Raw genomic sequence first — 25,769 nt, 5'->3', positions numbered from 1 at the left:
CGGACCCCCCGGATTGGCGGGCGCGGAGCACGGCCGACCGGGAGAGACTCGGTCCGGCCAGCAGCGGTGCGTACGGGTCGGGGGGACGGTGCCGATGTCGGAGGAGTCCGGAGCGGGTGTCCGGGTGCGCTCCCGGCGGCGGTCGCGCGCCTCGCTGGTCCCGGCGCCTTCCCGGGGGTACGGGCCGGTCCTGCGGCGCGGCGCGGCCGTGGTGGTCGCCACCGCCACCCTGATGGGGTCCTCGCCGGTGGACGGCGCCGGGATCACCGCGCAGGAGCCGTCGCCGACCACGTTCCAGGCGTTCTCCCACCCGGCCGGCAGACCTGCCTCCTCGACGTCCGCCTCCTCGACATCCGCCGCTCCTCCGCCCACGGCCCCCGGGACGAACGCGTCGCCGGCGTCGAGCGCGACGGCTGCCGCCTCGGGCCTGGCGGCCGGCGGGATCCCGTCGGTCGCCAAGGCGGCCTACGACTCCGCCGCCGCGGCGGCGCCGGCCGGCTGTGGCATCGACTGGTCGCTGGTCGCCGCCATCGGCCGGGTCGAGTCCGACCACGGCCGCTTCGCCGGGGCAGTGCTGCAGACCGACGGGCGGTCGGCGCCCCGGATCATCGGCATCCAGCTGAACGGGAACGGCACCGCGGTGATCCGCGACACCGACGGCGGACGCCTCGACGGCGATCCGGCGTACGACCGCGCCGTCGGTCCGATGCAGTTCATCCCGTCCACCTGGGCGCGCTACGCCAGCGACGGGGACGGCGACAGCAGCAGCGACCCCTTCGACATCCACGACGCCGCTCGCGCCACGGCCCGGTACCTGTGCGCCGCCGGTGGGGACCTCACCGCCGTGGCCGGGCAGCGGCGCGCCGTCCTGGCCTACAACCACTCCGACGCCTATGTGGCGACGGTCCTGACCCTCGCCGCCCGGTACGCCGGGACGCCGCCACCGACCGTGCCGACCGACGTGGTGCCCCCGCCGTCGGAGCCGCCGGCGAACCCGGGACCTCCGCCCGCTGTGCAGCCGGCCGCGAGCCCGCCGTCGCCCGCCGCGCCGTCGTCTGCCTCACCGTCGAAGTCCTCGCCGTCGACGTCCTCGCCGTCGACGTCCTCGCCGGTCACCACGCCGCCAACGGTCACCACGTCCCCGCCGAACACCACCACACCGCCGTCGACGACACCGCCAACCACCACACCGCCGCCGACCACCCCACCCCCGACGACGCCACCGGTCACCACTCCCCCCACCACGACGACCCCACCGACGACCCCACCGACGACGACACCGACCACGACGCCACCGACCACGACGCCACCGGTCGCCACTCCTCCGACCGTGACGACCCCACCGACGACGACCCCACCGACCACGACGCCACCGGTCGCCACTCCTCCGACCGTGACGACCCAACCGACGACGACCCCGCCCGTCACGACGCCCGGGTGCACCACCCCGGCGGTCGCGGCGCTCGGCACGGTCGACATCCGCGACGGCTCGGCGGACCCCGTCGCGCGGGCCGCCGTCGGAGCCCGGGTGGTGGAGGCAGGTGGCACGGTCGGCGTCGTCACCGCCACCCAGGACGCGACCTCGGCCGTCCTGTACCCGGACGGCCCCAGCGCGGCGGCGACGGCGCTCGCCGACGCGCTGGGCGTGACCGGCGGCGCGGAGGTCGGGGACGTCGACCGGATCACCGTGGTCATCGGGGCCGGGGACGCCGCCCGTCTGGTGTGCGCCCCCTGACACCAGCTCGTCGGTCCGCCGGCCGACGCCGTCTCCCCCCTCCTCCGGACGGCGGAGCACTCCGCCGGCTGACCGGGACTCCCGGCAGGGAGGGGATCCTGACGAGTGGAGAAGGCCAGCTCAGGCCACGGATGACGGAAGCGGCACAGCGGAGTCGCACACGCGCGACCGCAAGGCAGCACATGTCCCTACCGGCTGCGGTGACAGCGTCGGCCCGCCAGTCCAACGGCCGATCGGGGGCGGGCATGCCGGTGGAGCCTTCCGAAGGGGCGCCCGAGTCCCCACCGTGGCGGACCGGGGGTACTCGTCGTGCTCGTCACCGCGGTCCAGCAGGGCATCAGCGGGGGACGTCCCGGTAGCCATTCCCGGCCGCCGTCACGGGCGGCAGCCGGGGATTGGGCCGATCTGGGCAGGAGAGCCTTCGAGGCCGTGCGACAGCCGCTCCCGCACTCGAGCCAACAGCTACTGCGCGGCGGCGGGGTAGGGCTCGGGCAGGTCGGGGGCGAGAGGCCCGTCCGCGGTGGTCGGCTCGGGCGTCGGCCGAGGCGCCGGAGCCATGTTCACCTCGCCGCTGAGGAGTCGTCCGGCCCCGGGGACCCGGGGCTCGAGTTCGAGCTCACTGAGTATCGTGAAGACGGTCGCGGTGGCTGCCGACAGGACGGGCAGGCCCGCGGCGTCCTCGACCGGCTGGATCGCGGACAGCGAAGGCATCTGGACGCACGCCGACAACACGAGTGCATCGGCGTTGCTCACGTCGACACGGCGCCAGTGTTTTCGCAGCCCTGCAGGGTCCAGCCGGGCGACCTCGAGGTTGTCGGAGACCTCCAGGCTCAAGGCGTCACAGACCTCTACGCCGGCGTCCTCGATGTACTCCGCGACGAGCGCGGTCAGAGGCTTCATGTACGGGGTGACCATGGCGATGCGCCGGGCACCGATCGCCTCGAGCCCCCTGAGCAGCGCCCCGGCGCTGGAAACGACGGGGATGTCCAGTCCCTCGTTCTGCAGGACCCCGGTGATCTGGGCCTCGGCGTGACAGTGGTAGCCCGGCCCTTGCGCCATGATCGCGACGAGGCACGCGGACGCCACGACGTCGGGACGCGCGTCCGCCAGTTCCGCCGAGGCGCGCTCGGTCTGCGCGTTCATGCGAGCGAGCTCCTCGGGAGTGACGTGCTTCATCCGCATCCGGCTGGAGTGGAAGGTGAACCGCTCCCCCGGGAGGATTTGCTCGCGGTCACGCAGCATCCGCGGCAGTTCCGTTTCCATGGTGAGGTTCGAACTCGGCACGATCATGCCGATCCGGTAGTCGCTCACGTCTGCCCCCAACTCCCCTGCTGCTGACCGAGTCCACGACGGACCCGTCGCTGTGGTCTTCCCGTCAGAGGAGCACCACGAACACGAGCCACGCCACTGCCGGGACGACCGCGATCATGAGGATCGCCCAGAGGAGCAGAGCGCGGAAGAACGCCCGCTCTTCCGTGCCCTCGGCGTTGGCCATGAGGAGGGCCCCCGTGGTCGACAATGGGCTCGAATCCACCACGGAGCTGGAGATGCCAATCGCCGTGACGACGCCGACCGCGGTGAGAGTGGGATCCCCGGCGAGCGGGACGACGATGGGAGTGATCGCACCGAGGGTCCCGGTCGTCGAGGCGAAGGCCGACACCAGCCCCACGACGTAGCCGGTGACCAACGCGGCGACGGACCCGCTACCCAGGCCTTCGATGGCCTGCTGCAGGTCATCGATGGCCCCGATCGCGTCCAGCATCCCGACGTAGGTGACGATCCCGGTCACCAGGAGGATCGCCGACCAGGGCATCGAGTCGATGGCGGGCTTCTGCAGGCTGGGCTTCACTGCGAGCAGCAGGAGGGACACGACCAGGGCCGCGACACCGACGTCCACGTCGAAGCCGAGCGTGAGCACGAGGAGTCCGGCGAGGGCCGCCAGGGTCAGAGCCCGGATGGGGGTGAGCCGACCCTTCTCGACGTCCCCCCTCTCAGCCGTCCCGTCCGAGCTCTGCGTGCTCACACTCGCCACTCCACTCGGGACTCCACCGACCGCTGTGGTCTGCGTCGGCCCGGCACCGCCGCCGGACCGAGCGTCAGCAGCGGTCGGATCGTCACCAGGATGGACGTGCTCCTCGCCAGGCGTACCGCTGCCAGCAGACACAGGCCGAGGGATGCGCCGGCCGGCCAGCGACTGGACGACGACGAACGCCAGCGCCCCGAGCACAGCGTTGAAGACCAGACAGTTGAGGTAGAGGTGGAGTGAGCCGCCGGGCTCCCCTGCTTCACGGAGCATGAGGTTGGCGACGACGCCGAACGGGTTCACGGGCGAGAACGCGCCGGCATTCGCGCCCTGCACGATCACGAGGCCCATCGCCAGCCGGCTGAAGCCGTAGCGCGCCCCCAGGTTCAGGGCGACCGGAGCGACGATCGCCACAGCTGCAGGCGTGAAGGCCCCCGCTGTCGCGAGGATCGCGGTGAGCAGGAACATGACCACCGGGATCAGGGGGCGTCGCTCCCGAGCGAGCAGTTCGGCCCAGTGGGCCAGCAAGTCGATCGTGCCGGTCGCCTTGACCATCGCAAACAGGAGTGTTGCCCCTGCGAGGATGAAGAAGAGGCTGGCCGGGAACTGATCGATCACTTCCTCCACGGGCAACCCGGCAACCAGCGTGCCCACCACGAACGCCGCCACGATCGCGATCAACCCCGCATTGACGGCCGTGACCGAGCCCCACACGAAGGCGGCGATCAAGACGAGGAAGGCGAGGATCGACAACGACACGGGGCCTCCACAGCGGGGTCGCGACACGGAGACAGCACCTGCTCCCCTGCATGGTGGGGCAGCACATCGATGGTTGCCATCGGGAACGTCCACGCGTCGTAGACACTCCTGGTCCACGAGCCGGCCGTGCGGCGACAGCAACGCTCAGCCCCATGCGTCGCTCGTGACAGACCCGCAGGGTCAGGAGCTCCTCACTGGAGCGTCCTAGCCACGGATGCGCATGTCCGCCCGGGCCCGGCCCTCTGTTGGGTCACTGGAGATCGCCATGGCTCGGTCGCCGTCGAAGCTGCACCCGGCCGTGCAGCACCCGACCACCCGCACGGAGACGTCGAGGTGGAGTCGCCTGGTCGCCGCAGCGGTGTCTCGAGGCGACATCGCCTGGACCCCGGACCAGGAACCGTCGCCAGAACACACGCTGGCGCCCGCCGCAGACAGCGGCGGGCGCCAGCTCTCGCCAACCAGGGTCCCGGCTCTCCGCCGAGACCCAGGGTGGAGGTGGCGGGAATCGAACCCGCGTCCTACGACGCATCACCAGGGCTTCTCCGAGCGCAGTCCGCTCCGTCTCTGCTCGACCCCACCGATCCCACGAACGAGTCGGTGTGACGGGCCCAGTCGCTGTTTGGTGTCCCGCGCGCGCCCGCGACCGGCACGCACGGTCAGTCATCTAGCTGATGCCAGGATCCGGGCCGATGACGAACCCGGGCTGACAGAGTCGCCTCGCTACTTAGGCAGCGAGGGCGAACTCGCGCTGACTGGAGTCGGCGCTTGTGTTGTTTCCGACGCGTGGTTAACGAGCTCATCGTCGGCTTCCTCGGCTCGCTTCCCCTGGTCATCCGACCGCAGTCGAGACCATTCACCCCCTGTGTAGTTGTGCAGACAGCCTAACGGCACCCGCCGACGGGTTGTTCCCGCGCCACCCCGGCCCGGCTGCGGCTTCCCGCCGCTGGCCCCGTCCCGAGGCTCGCCCCGAACGTGCGAGGGGTGAGGAGGACGGGGTCCTTCCACGGTGGGGGCGAGGGGGTCCTCCCTCAGATCCAGCCGCGGCGCTTGAAGACGGCGTACAGCGCCAGGCTGACCCCCACCATCAGCACCAGCGCGAACGGGTAGCCCAGCTGCCACGACAGCTCCGGCATGTCCTCGAAGTTCATCCCGTACACGGTGCCGACCAGCGTCGGCGCGAACAGGATGGCCGCCCAGGCGGAGATCTTCTTGACCTCCTCGCCCTGCGCGATCGAGGCCTCGGTGAGCTCGCGGATCTCCTCGTTCTGCCGCTGCGCGACCAGGGTCGAGTTCACGGTGAGGATGTCGCGCAGCTGCAGCCGGAACCCCTCGACCCGCTCGATGACCTGGACGACGTGGTCGGCGACGTCCCGCAGGTAGCTGCGCAGCTCCTCGTCGACGCCGTACTTGTCGAACCCCGCGGTGATCGCGGCGAGGATGCCGGTCAGCGGCCGGGCGGCGCGCTGGAACTCCAGCACCTCCTGCGACAGCTCGTAGATGCGCCGCGAGACGCCGGGGTCGCCGCGGAAGACCTCGGTCTCGATCTGCTCGATGTCGTTGGCCAGGCCCGCGACCACCGGCGAGTACCCGTCGACGACGGCGTCGAGGATCGCGTACAGCACCGCCTCGCTGCCCTTCTCCAGCAGCGCCGGCTCGCTCTCCAGCCGGCGTCGCACCCGGGAGAGGTCCGGGGACTCGCTGTGCCGCACGGTGATGGCGAAGTTCCGGCCGAGGAACAGGTGCAGCTCGCCGAACTCCACCTCCTCGGCCGCGTCGAGGTAGCGCGCGGCCTTGAGGACGACGAACAGCGTGCTGCCGTAGCGCTCGAACTTCGGCCGCTGGTGGGCCTTGATCGCGTCCTCGACCGCCAGCTCGGGCAGGTCGTACTGCTCGGCCAGCTCACCGAGCTCGGCGGGCTCGGGCCGGTAGAGGCCCAGCCACACCAGGCGCTCGGGGTCCTCGACCAACCACTCGTGGCTCTCGGCGACGCTGTCCGGGGTCGCCACCCGTCGTCCCGACGAGTAGACGGCGTTGTCGACGATGAGCGCGGGCCGGTCCGGCGCCGCGGAGGCCGGGGCGGCAGCCGGTGGGGGCGCGAGCGTGAGCTCGGGCCGCGGGCGGCGGGCGAGGGTGGACAGGGCGGTGAGGGACGCACGACGGCGGTCGACCACGGCGGACTCCCGGGAGACGCTGGAGCGGGTGGACTCGTCGGAGGTCCGCAGACCTGGTGGCCCCGCTGCAGTGTCCCGCCGCGAGCTCGCGAGCGGCGGGGGCAGCGGGGTCCTTCACCAGGCGGTGCGGCCCCCGGTGCCGGTACTGGGCGGTTCACTGGGCACGCGCGCAGCACCTCCCGTCGTCCGTGGGCCGGCCCGCTCACCGGGCCGTCGTCCATCGTGACACGCGCTGTCCACCCGCCTCCCCCGGACGGGTGAACGGCGGCCGACGGACCCCCGTTGCCCGGTGGCCGGGAACGGGGCAACGTCGAGCGACGTGACCGACGAGGAGCGCGATGCGCACCTGGACTCGGTGCTCATCGGTGGGCGCGAGCCGGTGACCGTCGTGGTGCAGGACCCCGACCCCGAGTGGCCGGTCCGCTTCTCGGCCGTGCGGGACCTGCTGGAGGCGAGGCTCGGCGGTCGCGCGCTCGACATCGAGCACGTCGGCAGCACGGCCGTCCCCGGTCTCGCCGCCAAGCCGATCGTCGACGTCCTGCTGACCGTCGCGGACGTCGAGGACGAGGGCGCCTACGCACCGGCCCTCGAGAGCGCGGGACTCGTGCTGCGCGTCCGTGAGCCCGGACACCGCATGTTCCGGTCACCCGAGAAGGACGTGCACGTGCACGTCCACCAGCCCGACGACCCGGCGGTCACCGACCTCCTCGACCTGCGGGACCGACTCCGTAGGTCGCGCGAGGACCGAGCCCTGTACGCCGCGACGAAGCGGGCGCTGGCCGGGCGCGAGTGGCCGGACATGGACCACTACGCCGACGCGAAGTCGGCGGTGGTCGCCGCGATCCTGTCCCGGGCCAGGACCGAGGTCAGACGTCGTCCATGAGTCGGCTTCCGCGCCGCGGTCCGCTCCTCGCTCGCTGGGATGCTCCCGCGGCTGTCAGCCGACGTTCAGGACGAGGTCGATGAGCACCGGCAGCATCACCACGATGAGGAGCGCGCCGAGGACGTCGAAGGAGATGCCCGACCGGATCATCTTGGTGATCGGCACGACCCCGGAGCCGTAGACGATCGCGTTCTGCGGCGTCGACACCGGCAGCATGAAGCCGAAGGACGCCGCGAAGGTCGCCGCCAGCGCGGGCACGAACGGGTTGATCCCCGCCGCCACGGCCACCGGGATGATGATCGGCACCACGACGGCCGCCGACGCGGTGTTGCTCGTCGTCTCGGAGATGATGATCGCGAGGATCACCGCGAAGATCGTGATCGCGAAGGTGTTCGTCAGGCCGAGCAGGTCGGCCGACCCGTTGCCGATCGTCTCGGCCAGGCCGGTCTCGGCCAGCAGCGAGCCGAAGATGATGCCGGTGCCGAACAGCAGGATCGTGCCCTAGTCGATCTTCGCGGCGTCCGACCAGTTCAGGGTGAACTCGCGTCGCTTCCAGTCCGTGGGCAGCAGGAACAGCAGCGAGGCCCCGAGGACGGCGACGATGCCCTCGTTGACCCGGTCGCCGACCGTCTCGTAGAGCGCCGAGTCGGTGCCGGCGGTCAGCGCGATGATGCCGGGGAAGATCCACAGCGCCACGGTGACGCCGAAGGCGACCAGCGTGTTCTTCTCCGCCCGCGTGACCGGTCCGAGCTCGGCGCGCTCCTGCTGCACGTACTCGTGCACGCCCTCGATGCGCTTGATCTCCGGCCGGTTGAGCAGCAGCAGGACGCCGGCCAGCGCCACGAACATCAGCGCGCAGATCGGCAGCGCCATGAGCATCCAGCTGAGGAACCCGATCCGCTCCCCCGTCGCCTCCTCGATCAGCCCGCGGCCGATCAGGTTCGGCGGGGTCCCCACCGGGGTGATCAGCCCGCCGACGCTGGCCCCGTAGGCCAGCATCAGCATCAGCGCGACGCCCACCCGCAGCCGCAGCGGGTCGAAGTCCGGCGCGACCAGCTCCTTGTCCTGCAGCAGCTTGGCGATCACCGAGAGGATGCCGATCGCCGTGGGCAGCAGCATCGCCACCGTGGCGGTGTTGGAGACGAACGCCGACAGGAGCGCGGTGATCAGCCCGAACGCGATGATGACGCGCGCGGTCGAGCCGCCGACCCACTTCAGCGACAGGATCGTCATCGCGAAGCGCCGGGCGACACCGTGCTTGAGCATCGCGGCGGCCAGGATGAAGGCGCCGATGAAGGTGAACACCGTCGTCGAGCCGAACGGGGCCACCGCGTCGTCGGCGGGTACCACCCCGAGGACGACGATGGCGCCGACGCCGATCAGCCCGCCGATCGGGATGGGCACCGGCTCGGTGATCCACAGGATGATGACGCCGAGCAGGATCGCCGCCAGCAGCTGCTGCTGGTTCGGCAGGTCCAGCGGCAGGAGAGCGAAGACGATGGCCACGATCGGGGCGAGGAAGAGCCCGACCGTGCGGCGTCCCTTCTCGAAGCGCTCCTCCGCCGGACTCAGCTGCTGCTCGCCCAGGCTGCGGTAGGTGGCCGAGCCGCGGAACGCGGCGTCGACGTCGGTCCGCCGTCCGGACCCCTGCTGCCGTTCGGTCGCGGTCATGACGCCCTCCCTGGGAGTGGGATCCCGACCATAGGGAGGCTCGGGTCAGCCGGGAACCTCTCCCGACGGCGGCGGGACCTGCAGCGCGACGAGGAAGCGCGACACCATCGCGTAGCCGCCGACCAGCACGGCCAGCTCCACGACCTGCCGGTCGTCGAGGTGGGCCCGGACGCCGGCGAACACCCCGTCCGGGACGGCGACGTCGCGCGTGGAGGCGTCGGTGAACGCGAGGACGGCGGCCTGCACCGGCGTCCACACCGGCTCGGCGGCGGCACCGGGACGGCGCAGCACCTCCAGCTGCGACTCGGCCAGCCCGGCGCGGCGGGCGATCGGCTCGTGCGAGACCCACTCGAAGTCGGCGTCGTTGAGCACGGCCACCCGCAGCACGACCAGCTCGCGCAGGTCGGCCGACAGCGTCGTCGCCCCGCGCAGCGCGCCGAGCAGGGCGTTCCAGCCCTCGGCTACTGGCGGGCTGTGCAGCAGCAGGCGGTCCAGCGCGGACAGCTGCCCGCCGCGGCGGACGCGCAGCAGCTCCGCCGTCGGCCCCTCCTCGGCCGCCTCCGGGACGCGGGGCCCGCTCACCGGGCGGAGAAGACGCCGGCCGGGTATGCGCCGTTCGCCACCAGCCGGCTCGACAGCGCGCGGCCCAGCTCGACGACGCGGGCGGTCCGCTCGGCACCGAGGTGCACCCAGGGCGCCGCGGAGAGCTCGTCGGTGCCGGCCTCGACCTCGGCGCGCAGCCGGCGGCCCTCGTCGGTCAACCCGCCGTCGGTGAGCAGGCCCCGTGCGGTGAGCCGCTCGCAGGCCGCGTCCCACTCCTCCTCGCTCCACCCCCGCGTCGCCCGGGCGGCGGCCTCGGTGAAGCCGCGGCCGGTCCACGTGTGCGTGACCAGCGCCTCCAGCCCGGACATCCCCGACCGCAGCAGGCAGGCGACGTGCCCGTCGCCGCGGTGCTCGCGCAGCAGCGTGGCCCCGTGCCACAGCGACAGCACCGGCTCGTCGGGCCACGGCTGGTCGGCGTGCGCCGCGTAGAGCGGGCGGCCCTCCGGGGTGAGCGCGGTGCAGGCCTCGCGCAGCAGGCCGGCCAGCTCGGCCACCTCCGGCGCGGCCGCGGCCTCCGGCCCGCCGAGCAGCCGGGTCAGCGAGGCGCGGGCCCCGTCGAGCCGGGCGGCGAGCACCTGCTCCGGGGAGGCGAGGGTCCACGCGCGCGGCACGTGCCGGGCCACCAGCGCCGGGGCGAAGTTCGAGAAGGTGGCGACGACGGTGCCGGGCCCGCCGGCGCCCATGGCGGCCGCCCGGCCGGCGAAGTAGCACATCCGGCCGGGGCGCAGGCCGACCGCGGTGAGGTACTCGTCCTGCTCGGGCGAGAAGTAGACGTGGTTGTGCAGCGGCTCCACGGCGCGGTGCGCGCGGGCGGTGTCCGGGGTGGGCTGATCGACGCTGACCATGCGCCGGACCCTAGGAGGACCCCTCTGCACCCACCACTCCGAGAGGACCCCGTCCCCCTCACCGCTCCCGAGGTCGCGGCGAGCCTCTGGACGGGGCCTACCCGGTGTGGCGCCGGTCCGCCGGCCCGAGCGTGCGCAGCCAGCGGCGCTGCCAGGGCGTCTCCACCGCGCGCGGGGAGTACCGCTCGCGGATCCACCGGACGGCGTCGTCGGCCGGCACCCCGTCGAGGACGGCGAGCGCGGCCAGCGCGGTGCCGGTGCGGCCGACCCCGCCGCGGCAGGCCACCTCCACCCGCTCCCCCGCCCGCGCCCGGTCGAGCGCCTCGATCAGTGCGGCGAGGACGTCCGCGGGGTCCGACGGCACCCCGAAGTCCGGCCAGCGCACCCGGCGCGCCGGCCACGGCGGCAGCGGGCCGCTGCCGAGGACCACCGCCCGGTCGGCCGGGGACGCCGGAGCGCCCAGCCGGCGGCCGCGGACCCGGACGCCGCTAGGCAGCTCGACCAGCCCGGTGTCGTCGGCCCAGCTCATGGCACGGGCTGCAGGGTGCAGGCCCACTGGACGCGGGTGCGGACCGGCGTGAAGCCCAGCCGCCGGTACAGGCCGAACGCGCCGGTGGGGTTCTCGGTGTCGACCTGCAGCCCCGCGGTGGCGCAGCCGGCGGCGGCAGCGGCCGCCAGGGCCGCGACGATCGCGGCCGACGCGATGCCGCGCCCCCGGGCGGGCCGGACGACCCCGAGCTGCCCCAGGTGGGCCTGCCGCACGCCGGTCGCGCGGGTGTCGGCGTCGTAGACGTAGCTGAGCACGTAGCCGGCCACCGCACCGTCGACGAGGGCGAGCACCGACAGGTCGGGCCGGAAGGCGCGCGATCCGGTGAACCAGGCCCGCCACACGGTCTCGTCGCCCTCGGCCGCGCCGTGGTGGTCGGTGAAGGCCGCGTCGTGCGCCCGCCGCACCTCGTCGTCCCGGTCCCGGTCGAAGGGCACCAGCTCGACGCCCGGCACTGCGGGGACCTCGGGCAGCCCGGTCAGCGGGCGCTCCATGTCGCAGTACCAGCGCTCCGCGGAGAACCCCGCGCGGCGCACCAGCGACTCCAGCGCGCCCGTGCCCGGGTACACCGAGGCCCTCAGCCGGGCGGGCAGCTCGGGGTGGTCGCGCCGGTGGACCTCCTCTCCGCGGCGCAGCTGCCAGTCCAGCAGCGCTCGCCCGACACCGCGCCCGCGCCAGCCCGGGTGCACCCGCCCCTCCAGCAGCACGCGGTGGTCCTCCCGCACCCCGCGCATCGACACCACCACGGCGACCCCGACCAGCGCGCCGTCGCCGGTGCACACCGCCCGGCCGTCGCGCGCCAGGTCGACCAGGTCCTCGACCCACCACTCGGCGAGGTCGTCGGCGTCGAGGTGCTCGCCGGTGTCGTCGACCGGCTCGGCGGCGGCCAGCAGCTCGGCCGCGGCGGGGAGGTCGTCTGCAGTCAGCGGGCGGGCGGTGAGGCCGTCCGGCAGCTCGGGCACGGCAGCAGCGTAGGGACGGCGGCGGGGGCGGTCGACCGGGTTCCGAGGGGTCCCTTGCGGGCGGGTGCGGGCGGGCGTCAGCATCGGCGCACGCCGCCGAGAGGAGGGCTCCCGTGCCCCGCTTCCTGGTCATCGCCCGGTACGAGGCCCAGGGCGCGCGGGCGGTGATGGCCGCCGGCGGGTCGGCCCGTCGCAGCGCCTTCGCCCAGGCCGTCTTCGACCTGGGGGGGCAGCTGGAGAGCTTCGACTTCGCCCTTGGTGACGCCGATGTCTACGCGGTCGTCGACCTGCCCGACGCCGCGGCCGCAGCCTCCCTGTCCCTGTCGATCAGCGGGGGCGGCGTGGCGACGGTCCGCACCGTCGTCCTGCTGACGCCGGAGGAGATCGACCGGGCCGCCCGGCTGAACCCGGACTACCCGTCCGGACTCCGCTGAGCGCCCTCGGCTCCACGGCGGACTACCGCGCGCCTGCTCCCACCACGGCCCCGGCCGTGACCCGTGCCAGGAACGGCAGGACGGTCTGCTCGAACCCGACCGGGTCGTCGTACATCGGCCAGTGCCCGCTGTCCTCGAGCACGACGACCTGCGCCCCGGGGAAGGTCTCGCGCTGCCGCTCGGCGTACGCGACCGGCAGGTAGGGGTCGTGCCGCCCCCACACCGCCAGCACCGGCCGGTCGAGGCCCTGCAGCCGCCGGTGCAGGTCCTCGGAGACCGCGGCCACGTCGGTGGCGCGGTACAGCCGGAGGACGGCGCGCTGCGTGCCGGGGTCCTTGAGGCTGCGGTGCAGCCGCTCGACGACGTCCCGCGGCAGTCCCCGCGGGCTGCCGCGCTGCAGCAGCAGCCGCGACGCCGGGAGGGTGCTGGTGCGCAGGAACAGCTCGCCGAGCCCCGAGGTGCGCCAGATCCGCGCCATGGAGTGCCACCGGTAGCCGCGCAGCACGCCGATGCCCACGAGCGTCGCGCTGGCGAACCGGTCGGGGTGGTCGGCCGCCCACGCCAGCCCCCAGGGCCCGCCGAAGTCGTGCAGCACCAGGTGCGCGCGGCTGACCCCGAGCTCGTCGAGGACGCCGGCCAGGTGCCGCGCGTAGCCGTCGACGGTGTAGACGAAGCCGTCGGGCTTGTCCGCGCCACCGAAGCCGGGCATGTCCGGGGCGACGGCCCGGGCGAACACGCCGGTCCGGGCGACCAGGCGCCGCCAGTCCTCGGCCGGGCCCGGGTTGCCGTGCACGAAGACGACGGCCTCGTCGGCGTCGAGCGGACCCGCGGTCAGGTAGGGCGAGCGGATGCCGGCCACGGTGACCGTGCCCTCGGTCACCGGCGCCAGGTCGAAGCGGCGGGTGGTCATGTCCGCACCTCCTGCTGCTGCTCGGTCGACGTCCGGGGCGCCGGAACCCCGACCGTGGGGGCGGCCGGCCTCGTGGGCGCTCGTCCGGCCCGGATCGCCGCGGCCACGATCCTCGGCCGGAACAGTGCCGTCGGCCGTTCGAGCATCCCGAACACGCGCGCGTAGACCTCGGTCACCGCGGGGTCCGTGACCGCGGCGCGCTCGACCCGGTCGAAGTACCGGTGTTGCGCCCGCAGGATCCGGCCTGCGGTCGTCCCCGTGGTGGTCGGGTACCGCAGGTCCTCCCCCGTGGAGAGCATCCACGCGTCGCGGTTGCGCCGGGCCAGTAGCCGCTGGAACCGGCGGGCCATGCCCTCGAGGTCCCCGGCCGGGCGCCGCCGGCGCTGGGCCCACAGGCAGTCGTCCAACGTCTCCGCGGCGATGGCGGCGGTGGTCATCCCCTGGCCGTAGACCGGGTTGAAGGCGCAGACGGCGTCGCCGAGGACGACCAACCGCTCCGGCCACCGCGGCATCCGCTCGTAGTGCGCCAGCCGGTTGGCCGTGCCCCGGTGCCCGCGGATGTCGCTCACCGGCTCGGCGTGGGCGACGGTGTCAGCGATGATCGGGTCGCTCAGCTCGCGCATGAAGGCCGTGAACCCCGCTTCGTCGGTGGGCGGGTGCTGCCTGGCCGCTCCCATCAACGTGACGATCCAGCGCCCGCCCTCGATCGGCATCAGGTCGCCGGTTCGCGGGTTGCCCGGCGGCCGGGGCATGAGCATGGCAGCCCGCCAGTCGGCCGCGAACCCGTCGGGGATGCGGTAGAGCCGGGTGGCGTAGGCGATGTGCGAGTCGACCTGCGTCCGCTCGGGCTCCGGGTACCCGAGGTCGGCCAGCCAGTGCGGCGTCCGAGACCCGCGACCCGACGCGTCCACGACGAGGTCCGCGTCGATGGAGCGCGAGTCGTCCCCGCCGTCGGCCCGGCGCACGGACACCCCGCGCACCGCCCGGCCGTCGTCAGAGGCGCGGAGCTCGGTGACCTCTGAACCGTCCAGGACTGCGATCCCGGGCAGCTGGAGCAGCCGGCGGCGCAGGGTCTCCTCGATCAGCGGGCGGCTGGCTGACGTCATCGTCCAGCCGGGTGTCCGCCGGTCGACCCAGCCGGCCTTGGAGAGGATGAGGGCGTCACCGGGCAGACGGAACGGGACCGCCCCCGCAGCCACGAGATCGCGGCTGAACCCGGGGAACAGCCGGTCGAGGACGGCCGAGCCGCGCGCGAGCAGCACGTGGATCTGCCGGCCCTGCGGCACCCCCTTGCGCTGCTCGGCGCCCTCCGGCAGCCGGTCGCGCTCGATGACCGTCACCCGGTCGACGTGACCGGCGAGCACCCGCGCCGCGAGCATCCCGGCCATGCTCGCCCCGATGACCACCGCGTGGGTCGCGCCCGGCTCGCGCACGACAGGTACCTGGGTCATCTCCGGACCTCCCTGGGACGGCGAGTGGTCCTCCAGGGCACACCTGGTCGGCTACGGGAGACCAGTGGCGAAGTGCCTCAGGGCGCCAGCCCGAAGAGACGGGCCCCGTTGTGCCAGAGGACCGCGCGCAGCCACTCCTCCCCCAGGTCCAGGCGGTGCAGCGCGGCCAGCTGGTGGGCGTACGGGTACGGGATGGAGGGGAAGTCGCTGCCGAGCAGCACCTTGTCCCGCAGCGCGGCCAGCCGCGGCCGCAGCGCCGGGTCGAAGGGCATCAGCCGCTCGGTGAAGTCGGTGGCGAACATCGTGGTGTCCAGGTGCACCCGCTCGTACCGCTCGGCGAGGTCGAGGAAGGCCGCGTACTCGGGCATGCCGAGGTGGGCGATGACCAGCTGCAGCCGCGGGTACCGCTCGAGCAGGCCGGTCATCGGCGCCGGACCGGTGTGCTCGCCGCGCAGCGGACCCGAGCCGCAGTGGATCACCACGGGCGTGCCGGTCCCCTCCAGCCGCGCCCACACCCGGTCGAGCAGCGGGTCCCGCGGGTCGAAGGCGCCGACCTGCACGTGCACCTTGAACACCCGCACGCCGCGGTCGAGCGCCGTCCCGACGTAGGACGACGCCCCCGGCTCCGGGTAGAAGGTCGCCGACCGCAGCACTCGCGGGTGCGCGGCGGCGAACGCGTGCGACCAGTCGTTGAGCCAGGCGGCCATGCCGGCCTTGTGCGGGTAGGGCAGCGTCGGGAACGCCCGGACGCCGAGCCGGTCGAGCACCGCCAGCCGCTCGTCGTCCGGCAGCGGGTACTGCACCGGCCAGGCGGCGCCGTAGTGCGTCCGGGCCTGCGCGAAGTACTCCCAGACCTTGGCCTGCACCCGCTCGGGCAGGAAGTGCACGTGCACGTCGACCAGTCCCGGCAGGCCCAGCTCGCGCCAGTACCGGGGGACGTCGGCGTCGTCGACCGGCGGAGTGGTCACGAGCGCAGCGTGACCGTGCCCGTGGTCACGAGCGCAGCGTGACGACGACCTTGCCGCGCACGTGCCCGCCCGCGACCAGCTCTTGCGCCTCGGCCGTCTGCTCCAGCGGGAACGCCCGGGCGATCGGCACCCGCAGCTGACCGGCGTCGGCCATCCGGCCGAGCTCCTCCAGGTGCTCGTGCTCGGGGCGGACGAACACGTAGCGGCCGCCCATCTCGTTGACCACCGGGTCCACGACGGAGGTGATGCGGGCGCGGTCGCGGACCTGCTTCGGCGCATCGGCCAGGGTGTCCCCGCCGACCAGGTCGAGGACGGCGTCGACCGGCTCGGACAGCTGCACGCTGATCGGCCCGGCCGAGTAGTCGAGCACCTCGGCTGCCCCGGCGTCGCGGAGGAAGCCGTGGTTGCGCGGGCTGGCCGTGCCGATGACGTGCGCACCCAGCGCGACGGCGATCTGGACGGCGCAGGAACCGACCCCGCCGGCGGCGCGGTGCACCAGCACGCGCTCGCCCTCGTGGACGTCGAGCGCCTCGGTCAGCGACTGGTAGGCGGTGAGCCCCGCGAGCGGCAGCCCGGCTGCCTCGGCGAACGACAGCGACTCCGGCTTGTGCGCCAGACAGCGCTGCGGCGCGGGCACCAGCTCGGCCGTCGTCCCCCACTGGACGTCGTCCCGGCGGACGTAGCCGAACACCTCGTCACCGGCGGCGAACGCGGTGACCGCCGGGCCCACGGCCTCGACGACCCCGGCGACGTCCCACCCGGGCACGATCGGCAGGTGGTGCGGGTAGGCGCCGGTCAGCCCGCCGGAGCGGATGAGCACGTCGACCGGGTTGACGCCGGCGGCGTGCACGCGCACCAGCACGGTGTCGGGGCCCACCGGGGGGTCGGGCAGGTCGTCGCGGAGGCTCAGGACCTCCGGGCCGCCGTACCGGTCGTAGGCCACACCGCGCACTTACCGCCGTCCCTTCACGTACCGCCCGAAGGCCCGCTGAATCTCCCGGCGGGAGTCGCGCTCGGCGAGGTCCTGCCGCTTGTCGTAGGACCTCTTGCCCTTGGCGAGGGCGAGGGTCGCCTTGACCTTGCCGTCCTTGAAGTACAGGTCGAGCGGCACGAGGGTCAGGCCGCCCTCCTTCGTCTTGCCGATCAGCTTGTCGATCTCGGCGCGGTGCATGAGGACCTTGCGCTTGCGGCGCGGGGCGTGGTTGGTCCACGTGCCCTCGGCGTACTCGGGGATGTGCACGTGCTGCAGCCAGACCTCGCCGCCGTCCACGGTGGCGAAGCCGTCGACGAGCGAGGCACGGCCGGCACGCAGGCTCTTGACCTCGGTGCCGGTGAGCACCAGGCCCACCTCGTAGGTGTCGAGGATCGAGTAGTCGTGCCGCGCCTTCTTGTTCTGGGCGATGAGCTTCCGCCCCTCTTCACGCGGCATGGACCCCAGGCTACCGGCCGCCCCACCAGGCCACGGCCCCGTCCAGAGGCTCGCCGCGAGCCTGCGAGCGGTCAGGAGGACGGGGTCCTTTCTCAGATGCGCACGTACAGCCGCAGGGTCACGTAGGCGGCGACACCGGCCAGCCCGACGCCGGCGGCGGCGATCACCGGGCTGATGAAGGCGATCGCGCCCCAGTCGACCGGCGGGATGATCCCCGCCCGGATCGGCCCGGCGAGGGTCTTGTCGACGAACAGGACCTTGGTGATCACCAGCCCGCCGATCGCCAGCAGCGCACCGATCAGCCCGGCCAGCGCAGCTTCGAGGATGAACGGCAGCTGCGTGTACCACCGCGAGGCGCCGACCAGCCGCATGATGTTGGTCTCGTTGCGCCGGTTGAAGGCGGCCAGCTGGATCGTGTTGGAGATCAGCAGCAACGCCGCGAGCGCTTGGACGACGGCGACGGCGATCGTCGCGTTGCGGGCGCCGTTGAGCAGGCTGAACAGCCGGTCGAGGAAGTCCCCCTCGTCGCGCACCTGGTCGACGCCGTTCTGCCCGTTCGGGAACTCCGCGGCGATGACCTCGTAGCGCTCGGGGTTCACCAGCTCGACGCGGAAGCTCTCGGGCAGTGCGTCGGCCGGCGTGTTCTGCACGAGCTCCGGCTGCTGGCTGAACTGCTGCTGGAAGCGGGCGTAGGCCTCTTCCTTGGACTCGTAGATGTGGTTGGCCACCTCGGGCGAGCCCGCCAGCTGCTGCTCGATGGCCGAGCGCTGCTCGTCGGTGACGTCGTCGGCCAGGAAGATGGAGACCTGCACCTTGTCGTAGTAGATCTCCTTCATGTCGGAGATCATCCCGGCGATCAGCAGGCCGGTGCCCATGAGGCCGAGCGAGATGGCCGTGGTCAGGATCATCGCGACCGTCATGGTCAGGTTGCGACGCAGCCCGGTGGCCACCTCGGAGAGCACGAAGTTGACGCGCATTGGTTCCCTGTCGTGAGGTCAGGCAGGTGGAGGGCGGGGATGCCGCGTCAGCGGCCGGTCCGGCGCAGCCGCGTCAGCGGCCGGTCCGGCGCAGCCGGGTCAGCGGCCGACCCCGTAGACACCGCGCGACTGGTCGCGGGTGAGGGCTCCCCCGTTGAGCTCGATCACCCGACGGCGCATCGAGTCGACGATGTGGTAGTCGTGCGTCGCCATCACGACCGTCGTCCCGGTGCGGTTGATCCGCTCCAGCAGCAGCATGATGCCCTCGCTGGTCTCCGGGTCGAGGTTGCCGGTGGGCTCGTCGGCCAGCAGCACCAGCGGCCGGTTGACGAACGCGCGGGCGATGGCGACGCGCTGCTGCTCGCCACCGGAGAGCTCGTTGGGCAGCCGGTTGGCCTTGCCCTCCAGGCCCACCATCTCCAGCACCTCGGGGACGACGCGCTTGATGGTCCGCTGGGGCTTGTTGATGACCTCCAGCGCGAAGGCCACGTTCTGACCCACGGTGCGGTTGTTCAGCAGGCGGAAGTCCTGGAAGACGCAGCCGATGGTGCGGCGGAGCTTGGGCACCTGCCACTTGCTCATCGTGTTGAGCGTCTTGCCGTTGACGATGACGGTGCCCCTGGTGGGGTCGTCCTCCTTGAGCAGCAGCCGCAGGAAGGTCGACTTGCCGGAGCCGGAAGAGCCGATCAGGAAGACGAACTCGCCCTTGTCGATCTCCGTCGACACGTCATCGAGGGCCGGCCGGGAGCTGGCCGGGTAGAGCTTGGTGACGTGTTGCAGTTCGATCACGAGGGGCCACGGTACCTCTCGAACCCGGGAGACTGGAGTGTCACGCGCGGTCGGCCGCCGTCCCGTCCCGACGGAGCGTGAGCGGCTCCGCCAGGGGCCCGGGACGCCCGTCACCCAGCGTGGCTCATTCCCCCGCCCGGCGTGCGACAGGTGTGACGAAGGGGACGTCTGATCCCGCCGGCCGACGCGCAGGGGCCCGCCCCGAGGTCCGCGAGGGATGTGGGGACGGTGGCCTCCCTGCAGGGTCCCGCCGCCGGCCCCGTCCAGGGCACCGCCCCGAGCCTGCGAGGGGTGGGGAGGACGGGGCCCTTCCTTGGTGGGGGGAAGGGGTCCTTTCTCAGCTGGCGGGGACCGACTCCTGCTGACGACGCCAGCGGATCCCCGCCTCGATGAACGGGTCGATGTCCCCGTCGAGGACGGCGGAGGTGTTCCCGGTCTCCTGCTCGGTGCGCAGGTCCTTGACCATCTGGTACGGGTGCAGGACGTAGGAGCGCATCTGGTTGCCCCAGCTGCTGCCCTCCCCGCGCAGCGCGTCCATCTCGGCCCGCTGCTCCTCCTGCCGCCGGGCCAGCAGCCGCGCCTGCAGGACGCGCATCGCGGCCGCCCGGTTCTGGATCTGGCTCTTCTCGTTCTGACAGGAGACGACGATGCCGGTGGGCAGGTGGGTGATCCGGACGGCGGAGTCGGTGGTGTTGACGCTCTGCCCGCCGGGACCGCTGGACCGGAAGACGTCGATCCGGATCTCGTTCTCCGGGATGTCGACGTGGTCGGTCTGCTCGACGACCGGCAGCACCTCGACGCCGGCGAAGGACGTCTGGCGGCGGCCCTGGTTGTCGAACGGCGAGATGCGCACCAGCCGGTGGGTGCCCTGCTCGACCGAGAGCGTGCCGTAGGCGTAGGGCTGCTTGACGGCGAAGGTCGCCGACTTGATGCCGGCCTCCTCCGCGTAGCTGACGTCGTACAGCTCGACCGGGTACCGGTGCCGCTCGGCCCAGCGCAGGTACATCCGCATGAGCATCTCGGCGAAGTCGGCGGCGTCGACGCCACCGGCCTCGGAGCGGATGGTCACCAGCGCCTCGCGGGAGTCGTACTCACCGGAGAGCAGGGTGCGCACCTCGAGCTCGTCGATCGCCTGGCGCAGGCTCGCCAGCTCCCGCTCGGCCTCGGCCGCGGTCGCCTCGTCGCTCTCCTCGACGGCCATCTCGTGCAACAGGCCGACGTCGTCCAGCCGGCTGCGCAGCTCCTCCACCCGGCGCAGGTCGCCCTGCAGGTAGGACAGCTTGGAGGTCAGCGCCTGCGCCGCCTCGACGTCGTTCCAGAGGTCGGGCGCGGAGGCCTGCTGCTCGAGCTCGGCCACCTCGCGGCGCAGCCGGTCGACGTCGAGGACGGCCTCGATGGACCTCAGGGTCGTGTCGAGCTCGTCCAGGACGACGGAGAAGTCAGCGGCCACATCGACCCAGAGTAGTGCGCTTCCGGCGGGGGTAGGCAGCCACGGCATGAGCGAGCCTCGTCGACCACGTCCCCGCGAGGACCACGACGGTGGTCCCGTCGACTACTCCCGGGGGCTGCCCGACCACCACGACCCGACGGCCGGGATCGGCGGCGCCGCACCGGCGCAGTCGGCGCTGACGCTGCGGCTGGTGCTGGCCGCCTTCGGCCTGGTCTTCTGCCTCGTCGCCGGCCTGCTCTGGCTGGCCGCCGACCTCCCCGTCTGGGCCGCGGTGGTGCTGTTCGTCCTCGCCGCGGCAGCCGCCGTCGACCTGGTCGTCGTGGCCCGCCGCAAGGCGCGCGGCGAGCCGGGCTGAAAGAGGACCTCCCTCCCCCACCAAGGAAGGACCCCGTCCTCCCCACCCCTCGCACGCTCGGGGCGGTGCCCTGGACGGGGCCCGCGGCGGGCCCCTGCAGGGAGGCCGCTCAGAAGAGGGCGGTGGCCGGCTGGCCGGCGTACCCGGCGAGCCAGCCGGTCAGGTCCTCGGCGGGCATCGGCCGGGCGAGGTGGAAGCCCTGCGCGAAGGTGCAGCCCAGCTCGGTGGCGAGCTCCAGCTGCTCCGCGGTCTCCACGCCCCCGGCGTGGGTGCGCACGCCACAGGCCCCGGCCAGCGCCACCACGGCGGCGATCGCCGCGGCCGCCTGACTGCGCCGCCCCTCGGGGTAGGCGACCAGGCTGCGGTCGATCTTGAGCAGGCCGGTGGGCATGGCGACCAGCTGGCCCAGCGAGGAGAAGCCGCCGCCGAAGTCGTCGATCGAGACCTCCACGCCGGACCGGCGCAGCTCGGCGAACTGCGCGGCAGCGCGCTCGACGTCCTCGGCGACCGACCGCTCGGCCATCTCGACGACGAGCTGCTCGGGCGGCAGGCCGGAGTCGGTCAGCGCCTCCTGGACGTCGGCGACGAGCGTGCCGGCGGCGACGTGGTTGGCGCTGATGTTCACCGCGGTCACCAGGTTCAGGCCGGCCGCCGCCCACGCCGCGGTCTGCCGGGTCGCGGTGTGCAGCACCCAGCGGGCGATCACCCCCATGAGGTCGTGCTGGACGGCGATCGGCAGGAAGTCGGCCGGTGCGAGCAGGCCGCGGCGGGGGTGCTGCCAGCGGACGAGCGCCTCGACGCCGGTGCACCGCCCCGTGGGCAGGTGCACCACCGGCTGGTAGTGCAGCACCAGCTGGCCGTCCTCCACCGCGTCGCGCAGCTCGGAGGCGACGGTGGCCCTGTGCTGGGCGGCGGCACGCAGGTCGGCGGTGAACAGCCGGACGCGGTTGCGGCCGGCCGCCTTGGCCGCGTACATGGCGAGGTCGGCGTCACGGACCAGGTCGGTGGAGCGCACGCGGGTGGGGCCGGACGCGGCGGCGGTGGCGATCCCGATGCTGGCCCCCAGGCGCACCAGCCGGCCGCCGAGCTCGAAGGGGCGGTCGATGCCGGCGCGGCAGCGGTCGGCGAGGGCCTCGGCACCGGTGGTGTCGCAGTCGCGGCAGAGGACGACGAACTCGTCGCCGCCGAGCCGGCCGACGGTGTCGCCGGCTCGGGTGGAGCCGGTGAGCCGCGCGGCCACCTGCCGCAGCAGGTCGTCGCCGACGTCGTGGCCGAGGGAGTCGTTGACGTCCTTGAAGCCGTCGATGTCGAGGAAGAGCACCGACACCGGCCCGCGGTCCTGCCGCTGCAGCTCGGTGTCGATGAGCTCGTGCAGGTGGGCGCGGTTGGGCAGCTCGGTGAGGGTGTCGTGGCGGGCCCGCCAGTCCGAGGCGCGCTCGGCGGCCACCCGGGAGGTGACGTCGGTGTGGGTGACCACGACCTGGCCGGCCTGGTCGACCCGGGAGGCCTGCAGGTGGATCCAGCGGATGCCGGTGGGCAGCTCCAGGGCGTAGTCGGCCTGCACCGAGGAGCGCTCGCCGCGGGAGAGCTCGCGCAGCTGGTCGACCAGCGTGGAGGTGTTGTCGTCGCCGTTGAGCCGGCGGGCCATGGCGAAGTAGTCGCCGTCCACCCCGAAGCGCACCCGGTCGTCACCGAGGACGTCGGCGGCCCTCTCCCAGGCGGTGTTGGCCAGCAGCACCGTGCCGCCGGCGTCGATCAGGAGGGTGGGCGAGGGCAGCGCGTCGAGCACGGCCTCGACCACGACGGCGGGCTGCGCCGGACCGTCGACCCGGCGACGCACGTCCAGCGGCAGGTCGTGCTCTCCAGGTCCTCGTCCCACGCGCACTCCTGCCAGATCCGAGCGGTCCTCGTCGGTCTCGGTCGATACGGTGCCCACGTCGACGGCGCTCATGCTCCGTCCCCCTCCTCCGGCTCCCGCGTCTCCCGGACCACCCACCGCAGGTACTCGGGGTTGCCCCCGATCAGGGGGAGGGCGATCACGCAGGGCACGTCGTACGGGTGGAGCTCCGCGGTGCGTGCGACGACCTCCGGCACCAGCGACCGGCGGGTGTGCAGGGCGACGCGCGCCTCGGGTTCGTCGTGCACGGCGCCCTCCCAGCGGTAGACGGACCGGATCGCGGCGAGCTGGTGGCCGCACGCCACCAGTCTCTCCTCCACCAGTCTCCGTGTGTACCCGCTCAGCCACTCCGCGTCACTTCCGGTGACGACGATCTCGCACACGTCCTCCGCCACGGGCCCATCCTCCGGGGGTGGAGTGACAGCTTCGCGGGGTAGGGCGGGGGCATGGACGAGGAGATGACCGTCACCATCGACACCGAGGACTACGTGCTCCGCCCCGACGGCGACAGCCTGAAGGTGGGCCGCCGGATGGGCGGCGACACGACCTGGCTCGACGACGTCGAGCTGGCCAGCCTGCCCACGGACGCCCGCATCGCCCTGGACCGCGGAAACACCTCGGACGCGGCGCTCCTGCTCGCCCTCCGGGGCGTGGTCGCCGCGGAGGTGCGGCGCGGCGGCTGAGCGGAGCGGGAGGGGGCCCGCCTACGGTGCGGGCGTGTCCCCTCCCGACCGGCTGCCGGCCGACCTGGTCCTCGAGGGCGGGGGGGTCAAGGGCGTCGCCCTGGTCGGCGCCGCCGTCGAGCTGCTGCGCCGGTACCGGTTCGAGCGGGTCGCGGGCTCCTCGGCCGGCGCCGTGCTCGCCGCGTTCCTCGCCACCGGGCTCGACGCCGACGGCGTGCTGGAGCGGGCGTCGCGGCTGGAGTACGACCGCGTGCCCGACGCCTGGGCGCCGGTCCCCGTGGTGGCCCCGGCGGTCGGGCTGCTCGTCCGGTCCGGGCTGCACCCGGGGCGCTACGTCGCCGAGTGGGTGCGCCGCGAGCTCGCCGACCTGGGCGTGCGCACCTTCGGCGACCTGCGCCGCGACGACCCCGGCGACGACCCGGCCCTGGCGCCGTGGCAGCGCTACCGCCTCGTGGTGACGGCGACCGACGTCACCCGCGGCCGGCTGCTGCGCCTGCCCTGGGACTACCGCGACTACGGCCTGGACCCCGACGCCCAGCCGGTCGCCGACGCCGTCCGGGCGTCGCTGGCCATCCCCTACTTCTTCTCGCCGCAGACGCTGCGCGACCCCCGCACCGGGCGCCGCTCGACGCTGGTGGACGGCGGGGTGCTGTCCAACTTCCCGGTGGAGACCTTCGACCGCACCGACGCCGCGGCCCCGCGCTGGCCGACGTTCGGCATCGGCGTCGGCGACACCCTGTCGGACGAGGACGCGTCGGTCTTCCCCCACGGCCGGCTGCTGCCGGGGCCGCTGGGGCTGCTGGACTCGCTGGTGGCGACGACGGTCACCGCCCGCGACCGCTCCTACCTCGCCCAGCCGTGCGTGCGCCGGCGGGCCTTCTCGATCGACACGAGCGGCACCGGCCTCACCGAGTTCGACATCGACGAGGCCGAGCGGGCCCGGCTGGTCGCGTCCGGCACCGCGGCAGCCCGGGACTTCCTGGCCGGCTGGAGCTGGGAGGACTACCTCCGCGAGTGCCGCGGCGCCGGCTGACTCCCCGCACCCGGTGCCGGCGGTCCTCGTGGGTCGCCGCTCCTGCGGCCCGGCACCGCCCCCGGTGCGGCGAGCCGGCAGCGCGGCGCGGGGCCCGGCCGCTCAGGGCTAGGAGCCCATCCGCCGGAGCTCGACGGTGGCTACGTACTCGAACCACGTGCGCCCGCGGTCGGTCGTCGACTCCACCGGCCCGGCGACGAGCAGCGTGTCCCAGTCCGGCAGACCCGAGCAGCCGGCGTGGAGCAGGCGGTGGCGCAGCTGCACACGCAGTCCGGCGGTCGCGTGGGCAGCGTGCGGGTACGGCAGCGCCGTCGTCGCCGTGAACACCGTCGCGGCGTCGTCTCGGGGTGTCACGTCGACCGCCGGAGGATCTCGTCCTCCCAGGGGCTCGGCGTGGAACTCCACACCAGCGACGCCGCGTGCTCGCGGCCGTCGGGCAGGGTCACCCGGACCAGCCCCTGGTGCAGGTCCTCGACGGGCCCGTGGCCGGCGGGCTTGGCGCACCGGACCTCTCGCCCGACCGACACGAGCACGATCGCGGCGCACTGCACGGGGCTCATCCCGGCCCCCGGGTGCTCGACGCGACCGGGGCAGCGACCGAGTGCCTGGGGAGGTCGTCCTGGGTGGACCGGCCGAGGGTGGCGGCGTGGCTGCCGGTCGCCACGACCGACGGGGCAGTCTCCCGGCCCGTCGCTCGCCGGCTCCTGGCACGGCTCGGTGTTCTGCACGCCACGGCCGCATCCTGGAGCCCCTGGTCACCCCGGGTCACTGGGTTCGGCCACGGAGACACCCGGACTGGGGATGCGCTCCCCTCTCCGTGCGGGTCGCCGCACGGAGCCGAGGCCCCCTCCGACGGCACGCGCACACGGCACGACGACAGGGGTGTTCGGCTGCCGCCCGCTCAGGTACGAAAGGCCCTGTAGCGGCCCGGCGTGCGCGGGTGGGCATCGCGTCCTCCGGCAGCGAGAGCAACGGGTCCGCGATGGGCGAGACGAGCCTTGGGGGAGTGCCATGAGACTGCTGCGAGCCGGTGTCGTCGCTGTTGTCGGGGCAGCATTCGTACTGCTCGCTCCAGGAGTCGCCGCGGGCAGCACTGGAACGACCCAACAGGACTGTGAACGGATCTGGTTCTGGTGGATCCCGTTCCCGTGCCAGCCGGAGTCGTAGTGACGGCGCCGGCCGCAGCAGCCAGGG

General features: G+C 73.4%; 27 protein-coding genes, 1 other RNA gene and 2 pseudogenes. 7 read left to right on the top strand and 23 right to left on the bottom strand.

Annotated elements, in window-relative coordinates; all coding sequences use genetic code 11:
• Positions 1-465 precede the first annotated feature (465 nt).
• Positions 466-717 carry a hypothetical protein gene (locus GOBS_RS28580; RefSeq protein WP_243697651.1) on the bottom strand — a complete coding sequence of 84 codons (252 nt, stop codon included), beginning with the start codon at positions 715-717 and terminating at the stop codon, positions 466-468.
• On the opposite strand from GOBS_RS28580, the pseudogene GOBS_RS29620 reads away from it, so the two are divergent.
• Positions 707-769: pseudogene (locus tag GOBS_RS29620) on the top strand (hypothetical protein); the annotation flags it as partial. The gene GOBS_RS28580 and the pseudogene GOBS_RS29620 overlap by 11 nt on opposite strands.
• A gap of 122 nt (positions 770-891) precedes the next feature.
• On the opposite strand, the gene GOBS_RS28575 reads toward GOBS_RS29620, so the two are convergent.
• Entirely contained in the window at positions 892-1,383 is a 492-nt protein-coding gene (locus GOBS_RS28575) for a hypothetical protein (protein ID WP_243697650.1), read from the bottom strand.
• 10 nt (positions 1,384-1,393) lie between these two features.
• Here GOBS_RS28575 and GOBS_RS28570 point away from each other — a divergent pair, with 10 nt between their 5' ends.
• On the top strand, positions 1,394-1,735 hold the full coding sequence (locus GOBS_RS28570; RefSeq protein ID WP_243697649.1) for a LytR C-terminal domain-containing protein: 342 nt from the start codon (positions 1,394-1,396) through the stop codon (positions 1,733-1,735).
• A 462-nt stretch (positions 1,736-2,197) separates the two neighbouring features.
• Here GOBS_RS28570 and GOBS_RS06155 read toward each other — a convergent pair whose 3' ends face one another.
• The 4 genes from GOBS_RS06155 to GOBS_RS06145 form a co-directional block, all read right to left on the bottom strand.
• The gene (locus GOBS_RS06155; RefSeq protein ID WP_012947436.1) at positions 2,198-3,046 is read right to left on the bottom strand and encodes a maleate cis-trans isomerase family protein; all 849 of its coding nucleotides are present in this window, start codon (positions 3,044-3,046) and stop codon (positions 2,198-2,200) included.
• A gap of 64 nt (positions 3,047-3,110) precedes the next feature.
• The gene (locus GOBS_RS06150; protein ID WP_012947435.1) at positions 3,111-4,517 is read right to left on the bottom strand and encodes an SLC13 family permease; all 1,407 of its coding nucleotides are present in this window, start codon (positions 4,515-4,517) and stop codon (positions 3,111-3,113) included.
• A 487-nt stretch (positions 4,518-5,004) separates the two neighbouring features.
• Positions 5,005-5,378, bottom strand: a transfer-messenger RNA (tmRNA) gene (gene ssrA, locus GOBS_RS26055).
• Between the two features lie 167 nt (positions 5,379-5,545).
• Positions 5,546-6,688: a magnesium and cobalt transport protein CorA gene (locus GOBS_RS06145; protein WP_012947434.1), complete on the bottom strand. Its 1,143-nt coding sequence runs from the start codon at positions 6,686-6,688 to the stop codon at positions 5,546-5,548.
• Between the two features lie 319 nt (positions 6,689-7,007).
• Between GOBS_RS06145 and GOBS_RS06140 the strand changes: the two genes are divergently transcribed.
• Positions 7,008-7,571, top strand: a complete 564-nt coding sequence (locus tag GOBS_RS06140; protein WP_049788162.1) for a GrpB family protein — start codon at positions 7,008-7,010, stop codon at positions 7,569-7,571.
• A 54-nt stretch (positions 7,572-7,625) separates the two neighbouring features.
• Here the strand turns inward: GOBS_RS06140 and GOBS_RS06135 are convergent.
• The 5 genes and pseudogenes from GOBS_RS06135 to GOBS_RS06115 all read right to left on the bottom strand — a co-directional run bounded on the left by GOBS_RS06135 (position 7,626) and on the right by GOBS_RS06115 (position 12,199).
• A pseudogene (locus GOBS_RS06135) lies at positions 7,626-9,242 on the bottom strand (SLC13 family permease).
• Between the two features lie 45 nt (positions 9,243-9,287).
• Complete coding sequence (locus tag GOBS_RS06130; protein WP_012947432.1) at positions 9,288-9,824, bottom strand: carboxymuconolactone decarboxylase family protein; 537 nt, start codon at positions 9,822-9,824, stop codon at positions 9,288-9,290.
• The gene (locus tag GOBS_RS06125; RefSeq protein WP_012947431.1) at positions 9,821-10,690 is read right to left on the bottom strand and encodes an SCO6745 family protein; all 870 of its coding nucleotides are present in this window, start codon (positions 10,688-10,690) and stop codon (positions 9,821-9,823) included. The genes GOBS_RS06130 and GOBS_RS06125 overlap by 4 nt, the downstream gene beginning before the upstream one ends.
• A 97-nt stretch (positions 10,691-10,787) precedes the next feature.
• Positions 10,788-11,219: a protein-tyrosine phosphatase family protein gene (locus GOBS_RS06120; RefSeq protein ID WP_012947430.1), complete on the bottom strand. Its 432-nt coding sequence runs from the start codon at positions 11,217-11,219 to the stop codon at positions 10,788-10,790.
• Positions 11,216-12,199 (bottom strand): GNAT family N-acetyltransferase, encoded by a 984-nt coding sequence (locus tag GOBS_RS06115; RefSeq protein ID WP_041241360.1) that lies wholly within the window; start codon positions 12,197-12,199, stop codon positions 11,216-11,218. Before GOBS_RS06115 ends, GOBS_RS06120 begins: the two co-directional genes overlap by 4 nt.
• A gap of 113 nt (positions 12,200-12,312) precedes the next feature.
• Here GOBS_RS06115 and GOBS_RS06110 point away from each other — a divergent pair, with 113 nt between their 5' ends.
• A complete protein-coding gene (locus GOBS_RS06110) occupies positions 12,313-12,633 on the top strand; it encodes a GYD domain-containing protein (RefSeq protein WP_012947428.1) in 321 nt (106 codons plus the stop codon).
• A 22-nt stretch (positions 12,634-12,655) separates the two neighbouring features.
• Here the strand turns inward: GOBS_RS06110 and GOBS_RS06105 are convergent, their stop codons facing one another.
• The 8 genes from GOBS_RS06105 to prfB all read right to left on the bottom strand — a co-directional run bounded on the left by GOBS_RS06105 (position 12,656) and on the right by prfB (position 20,607).
• Complete coding sequence (locus GOBS_RS06105; protein WP_012947427.1) at positions 12,656-13,543, bottom strand: alpha/beta fold hydrolase; 888 nt, start codon at positions 13,541-13,543, stop codon at positions 12,656-12,658.
• On the bottom strand, positions 13,540-14,994 hold the full coding sequence (locus GOBS_RS06100) for an FAD-dependent oxidoreductase (RefSeq protein WP_012947426.1): 1,455 nt from the start codon (positions 14,992-14,994) through the stop codon (positions 13,540-13,542). Before GOBS_RS06100 ends, GOBS_RS06105 begins: the two co-directional genes overlap by 4 nt.
• A 77-nt stretch (positions 14,995-15,071) precedes the next feature.
• The gene (locus tag GOBS_RS06095) at positions 15,072-15,962 is read right to left on the bottom strand and encodes an amidohydrolase family protein (protein ID WP_012947425.1); all 891 of its coding nucleotides are present in this window, start codon (positions 15,960-15,962) and stop codon (positions 15,072-15,074) included.
• A 25-nt stretch (positions 15,963-15,987) separates the two neighbouring features.
• Complete coding sequence (locus tag GOBS_RS06090; RefSeq protein WP_012947424.1) at positions 15,988-16,914, bottom strand: NADP-dependent oxidoreductase; 927 nt, start codon at positions 16,912-16,914, stop codon at positions 15,988-15,990.
• Positions 16,915-17,391 (bottom strand): SsrA-binding protein SmpB, encoded by a 477-nt coding sequence (smpB, locus tag GOBS_RS06085; protein ID WP_012947423.1) that lies wholly within the window; start codon positions 17,389-17,391, stop codon positions 16,915-16,917.
• A 92-nt stretch (positions 17,392-17,483) separates the two neighbouring features.
• Positions 17,484-18,368 (bottom strand): permease-like cell division protein FtsX, encoded by an 885-nt coding sequence (ftsX, locus tag GOBS_RS06080; protein ID WP_012947422.1) that lies wholly within the window; start codon positions 18,366-18,368, stop codon positions 17,484-17,486.
• Positions 18,369-18,467: 99 nt separating this feature from the next.
• On the bottom strand, positions 18,468-19,157 hold the full coding sequence (gene ftsE, locus GOBS_RS06075; protein ID WP_012947421.1) for a cell division ATP-binding protein FtsE: 690 nt from the start codon (positions 19,155-19,157) through the stop codon (positions 18,468-18,470).
• Positions 19,158-19,494: 337 nt separating this feature from the next.
• Complete coding sequence (gene prfB / locus GOBS_RS06070; RefSeq protein ID WP_012947420.1) at positions 19,495-20,607, bottom strand: peptide chain release factor 2; 1,113 nt, start codon at positions 20,605-20,607, stop codon at positions 19,495-19,497.
• 46 nt (positions 20,608-20,653) lie between these two features.
• Here prfB and GOBS_RS06065 point away from each other — a divergent pair, with 46 nt between their 5' ends.
• The gene (locus tag GOBS_RS06065) at positions 20,654-20,962 is read left to right on the top strand and encodes a DUF6343 family protein (RefSeq protein ID WP_012947419.1); all 309 of its coding nucleotides are present in this window, start codon (positions 20,654-20,656) and stop codon (positions 20,960-20,962) included.
• Positions 20,963-21,071: 109 nt separating this feature from the next.
• On the opposite strand, the gene GOBS_RS06060 is transcribed toward GOBS_RS06065, so the two are convergent.
• Positions 21,072-22,913: a putative bifunctional diguanylate cyclase/phosphodiesterase gene (locus tag GOBS_RS06060; protein ID WP_012947418.1), complete on the bottom strand. Its 1,842-nt coding sequence runs from the start codon at positions 22,911-22,913 to the stop codon at positions 21,072-21,074.
• Complete coding sequence (cutA, locus tag GOBS_RS06055; RefSeq protein ID WP_012947417.1) at positions 22,910-23,254, bottom strand: divalent-cation tolerance protein CutA; 345 nt, start codon at positions 23,252-23,254, stop codon at positions 22,910-22,912. Before cutA ends, GOBS_RS06060 begins: the two co-directional genes overlap by 4 nt.
• 51 nt (positions 23,255-23,305) lie before the next feature.
• On the opposite strand from cutA, the gene GOBS_RS06050 reads away from it, so the two are divergent.
• On the top strand, positions 23,306-23,542 hold the full coding sequence (locus GOBS_RS06050) for a hypothetical protein (protein ID WP_041241359.1): 237 nt from the start codon (positions 23,306-23,308) through the stop codon (positions 23,540-23,542).
• A 34-nt stretch (positions 23,543-23,576) separates the two neighbouring features.
• The gene (locus GOBS_RS06045; RefSeq protein WP_012947416.1) at positions 23,577-24,575 is read left to right on the top strand and encodes a patatin-like phospholipase family protein; all 999 of its coding nucleotides are present in this window, start codon (positions 23,577-23,579) and stop codon (positions 24,573-24,575) included.
• A 108-nt stretch (positions 24,576-24,683) separates the two neighbouring features.
• On the opposite strand, the gene GOBS_RS06040 is transcribed toward GOBS_RS06045, so the two are convergent.
• Positions 24,684-24,929: a hypothetical protein gene (locus tag GOBS_RS06040; RefSeq protein WP_012947415.1), complete on the bottom strand. Its 246-nt coding sequence runs from the start codon at positions 24,927-24,929 to the stop codon at positions 24,684-24,686.
• Entirely contained in the window at positions 24,926-25,135 is a 210-nt protein-coding gene (locus tag GOBS_RS06035; protein WP_012947414.1) for a hypothetical protein, read from the bottom strand. Before GOBS_RS06035 ends, GOBS_RS06040 begins: the two co-directional genes overlap by 4 nt.
• Positions 25,136-25,769 lie beyond the last annotated feature (634 nt).

The sequence above is a fragment of the Geodermatophilus obscurus DSM 43160 genome, from assembly GCF_000025345.1.
GTDB lineage: Bacteria > Actinomycetota > Actinomycetes > Mycobacteriales > Geodermatophilaceae > Geodermatophilus > Geodermatophilus obscurus.
Note: the sequence above shows the minus strand (reverse complement) of the source record. Positions and strands in the feature narration are given on the sequence as shown.

Excerpts from the sequence above, each read along its gene's own strand:
- GOBS_RS28580 (WP_243697651.1), bottom strand. The coding sequence starts at position 717 with ATGAACTGCATCGGACCGACGGCGCGGTCGTACGCCGGATCGCCGTCG.
- GOBS_RS06125 (WP_012947431.1), bottom strand. The coding sequence starts at position 10,690 with ATGGTCAGCGTCGATCAGCCCACCCCGGACACCGCCCGCGCGCACCGC.
- GOBS_RS06120 (WP_012947430.1), bottom strand. The coding sequence starts at position 11,219 with ATGAGCTGGGCCGACGACACCGGGCTGGTCGAGCTGCCTAGCGGCGTC.
- GOBS_RS06105 (WP_012947427.1), bottom strand. The coding sequence starts at position 13,543 with ATGACCACCCGCCGCTTCGACCTGGCGCCGGTGACCGAGGGCACGGTC.
- GOBS_RS06100 (WP_012947426.1), bottom strand. The coding sequence starts at position 14,994 with ATGACCCAGGTACCTGTCGTGCGCGAGCCGGGCGCGACCCACGCGGTG.
- smpB (WP_012947423.1), bottom strand. The coding sequence starts at position 17,391 with ATGCCGCGTGAAGAGGGGCGGAAGCTCATCGCCCAGAACAAGAAGGCG.
- ftsX (WP_012947422.1), bottom strand. The coding sequence starts at position 18,368 with ATGCGCGTCAACTTCGTGCTCTCCGAGGTGGCCACCGGGCTGCGTCGC.
- GOBS_RS06065 (WP_012947419.1), top strand. The coding sequence starts at position 20,654 with ATGAGCGAGCCTCGTCGACCACGTCCCCGCGAGGACCACGACGGTGGT.
- GOBS_RS06060 (WP_012947418.1), bottom strand. The coding sequence starts at position 22,913 with ATGAGCGCCGTCGACGTGGGCACCGTATCGACCGAGACCGACGAGGAC.
- GOBS_RS06050 (WP_041241359.1), top strand. The coding sequence starts at position 23,306 with ATGGACGAGGAGATGACCGTCACCATCGACACCGAGGACTACGTGCTC.
- GOBS_RS06035 (WP_012947414.1), bottom strand. The coding sequence starts at position 25,135 with ATGAGCCCCGTGCAGTGCGCCGCGATCGTGCTCGTGTCGGTCGGGCGA.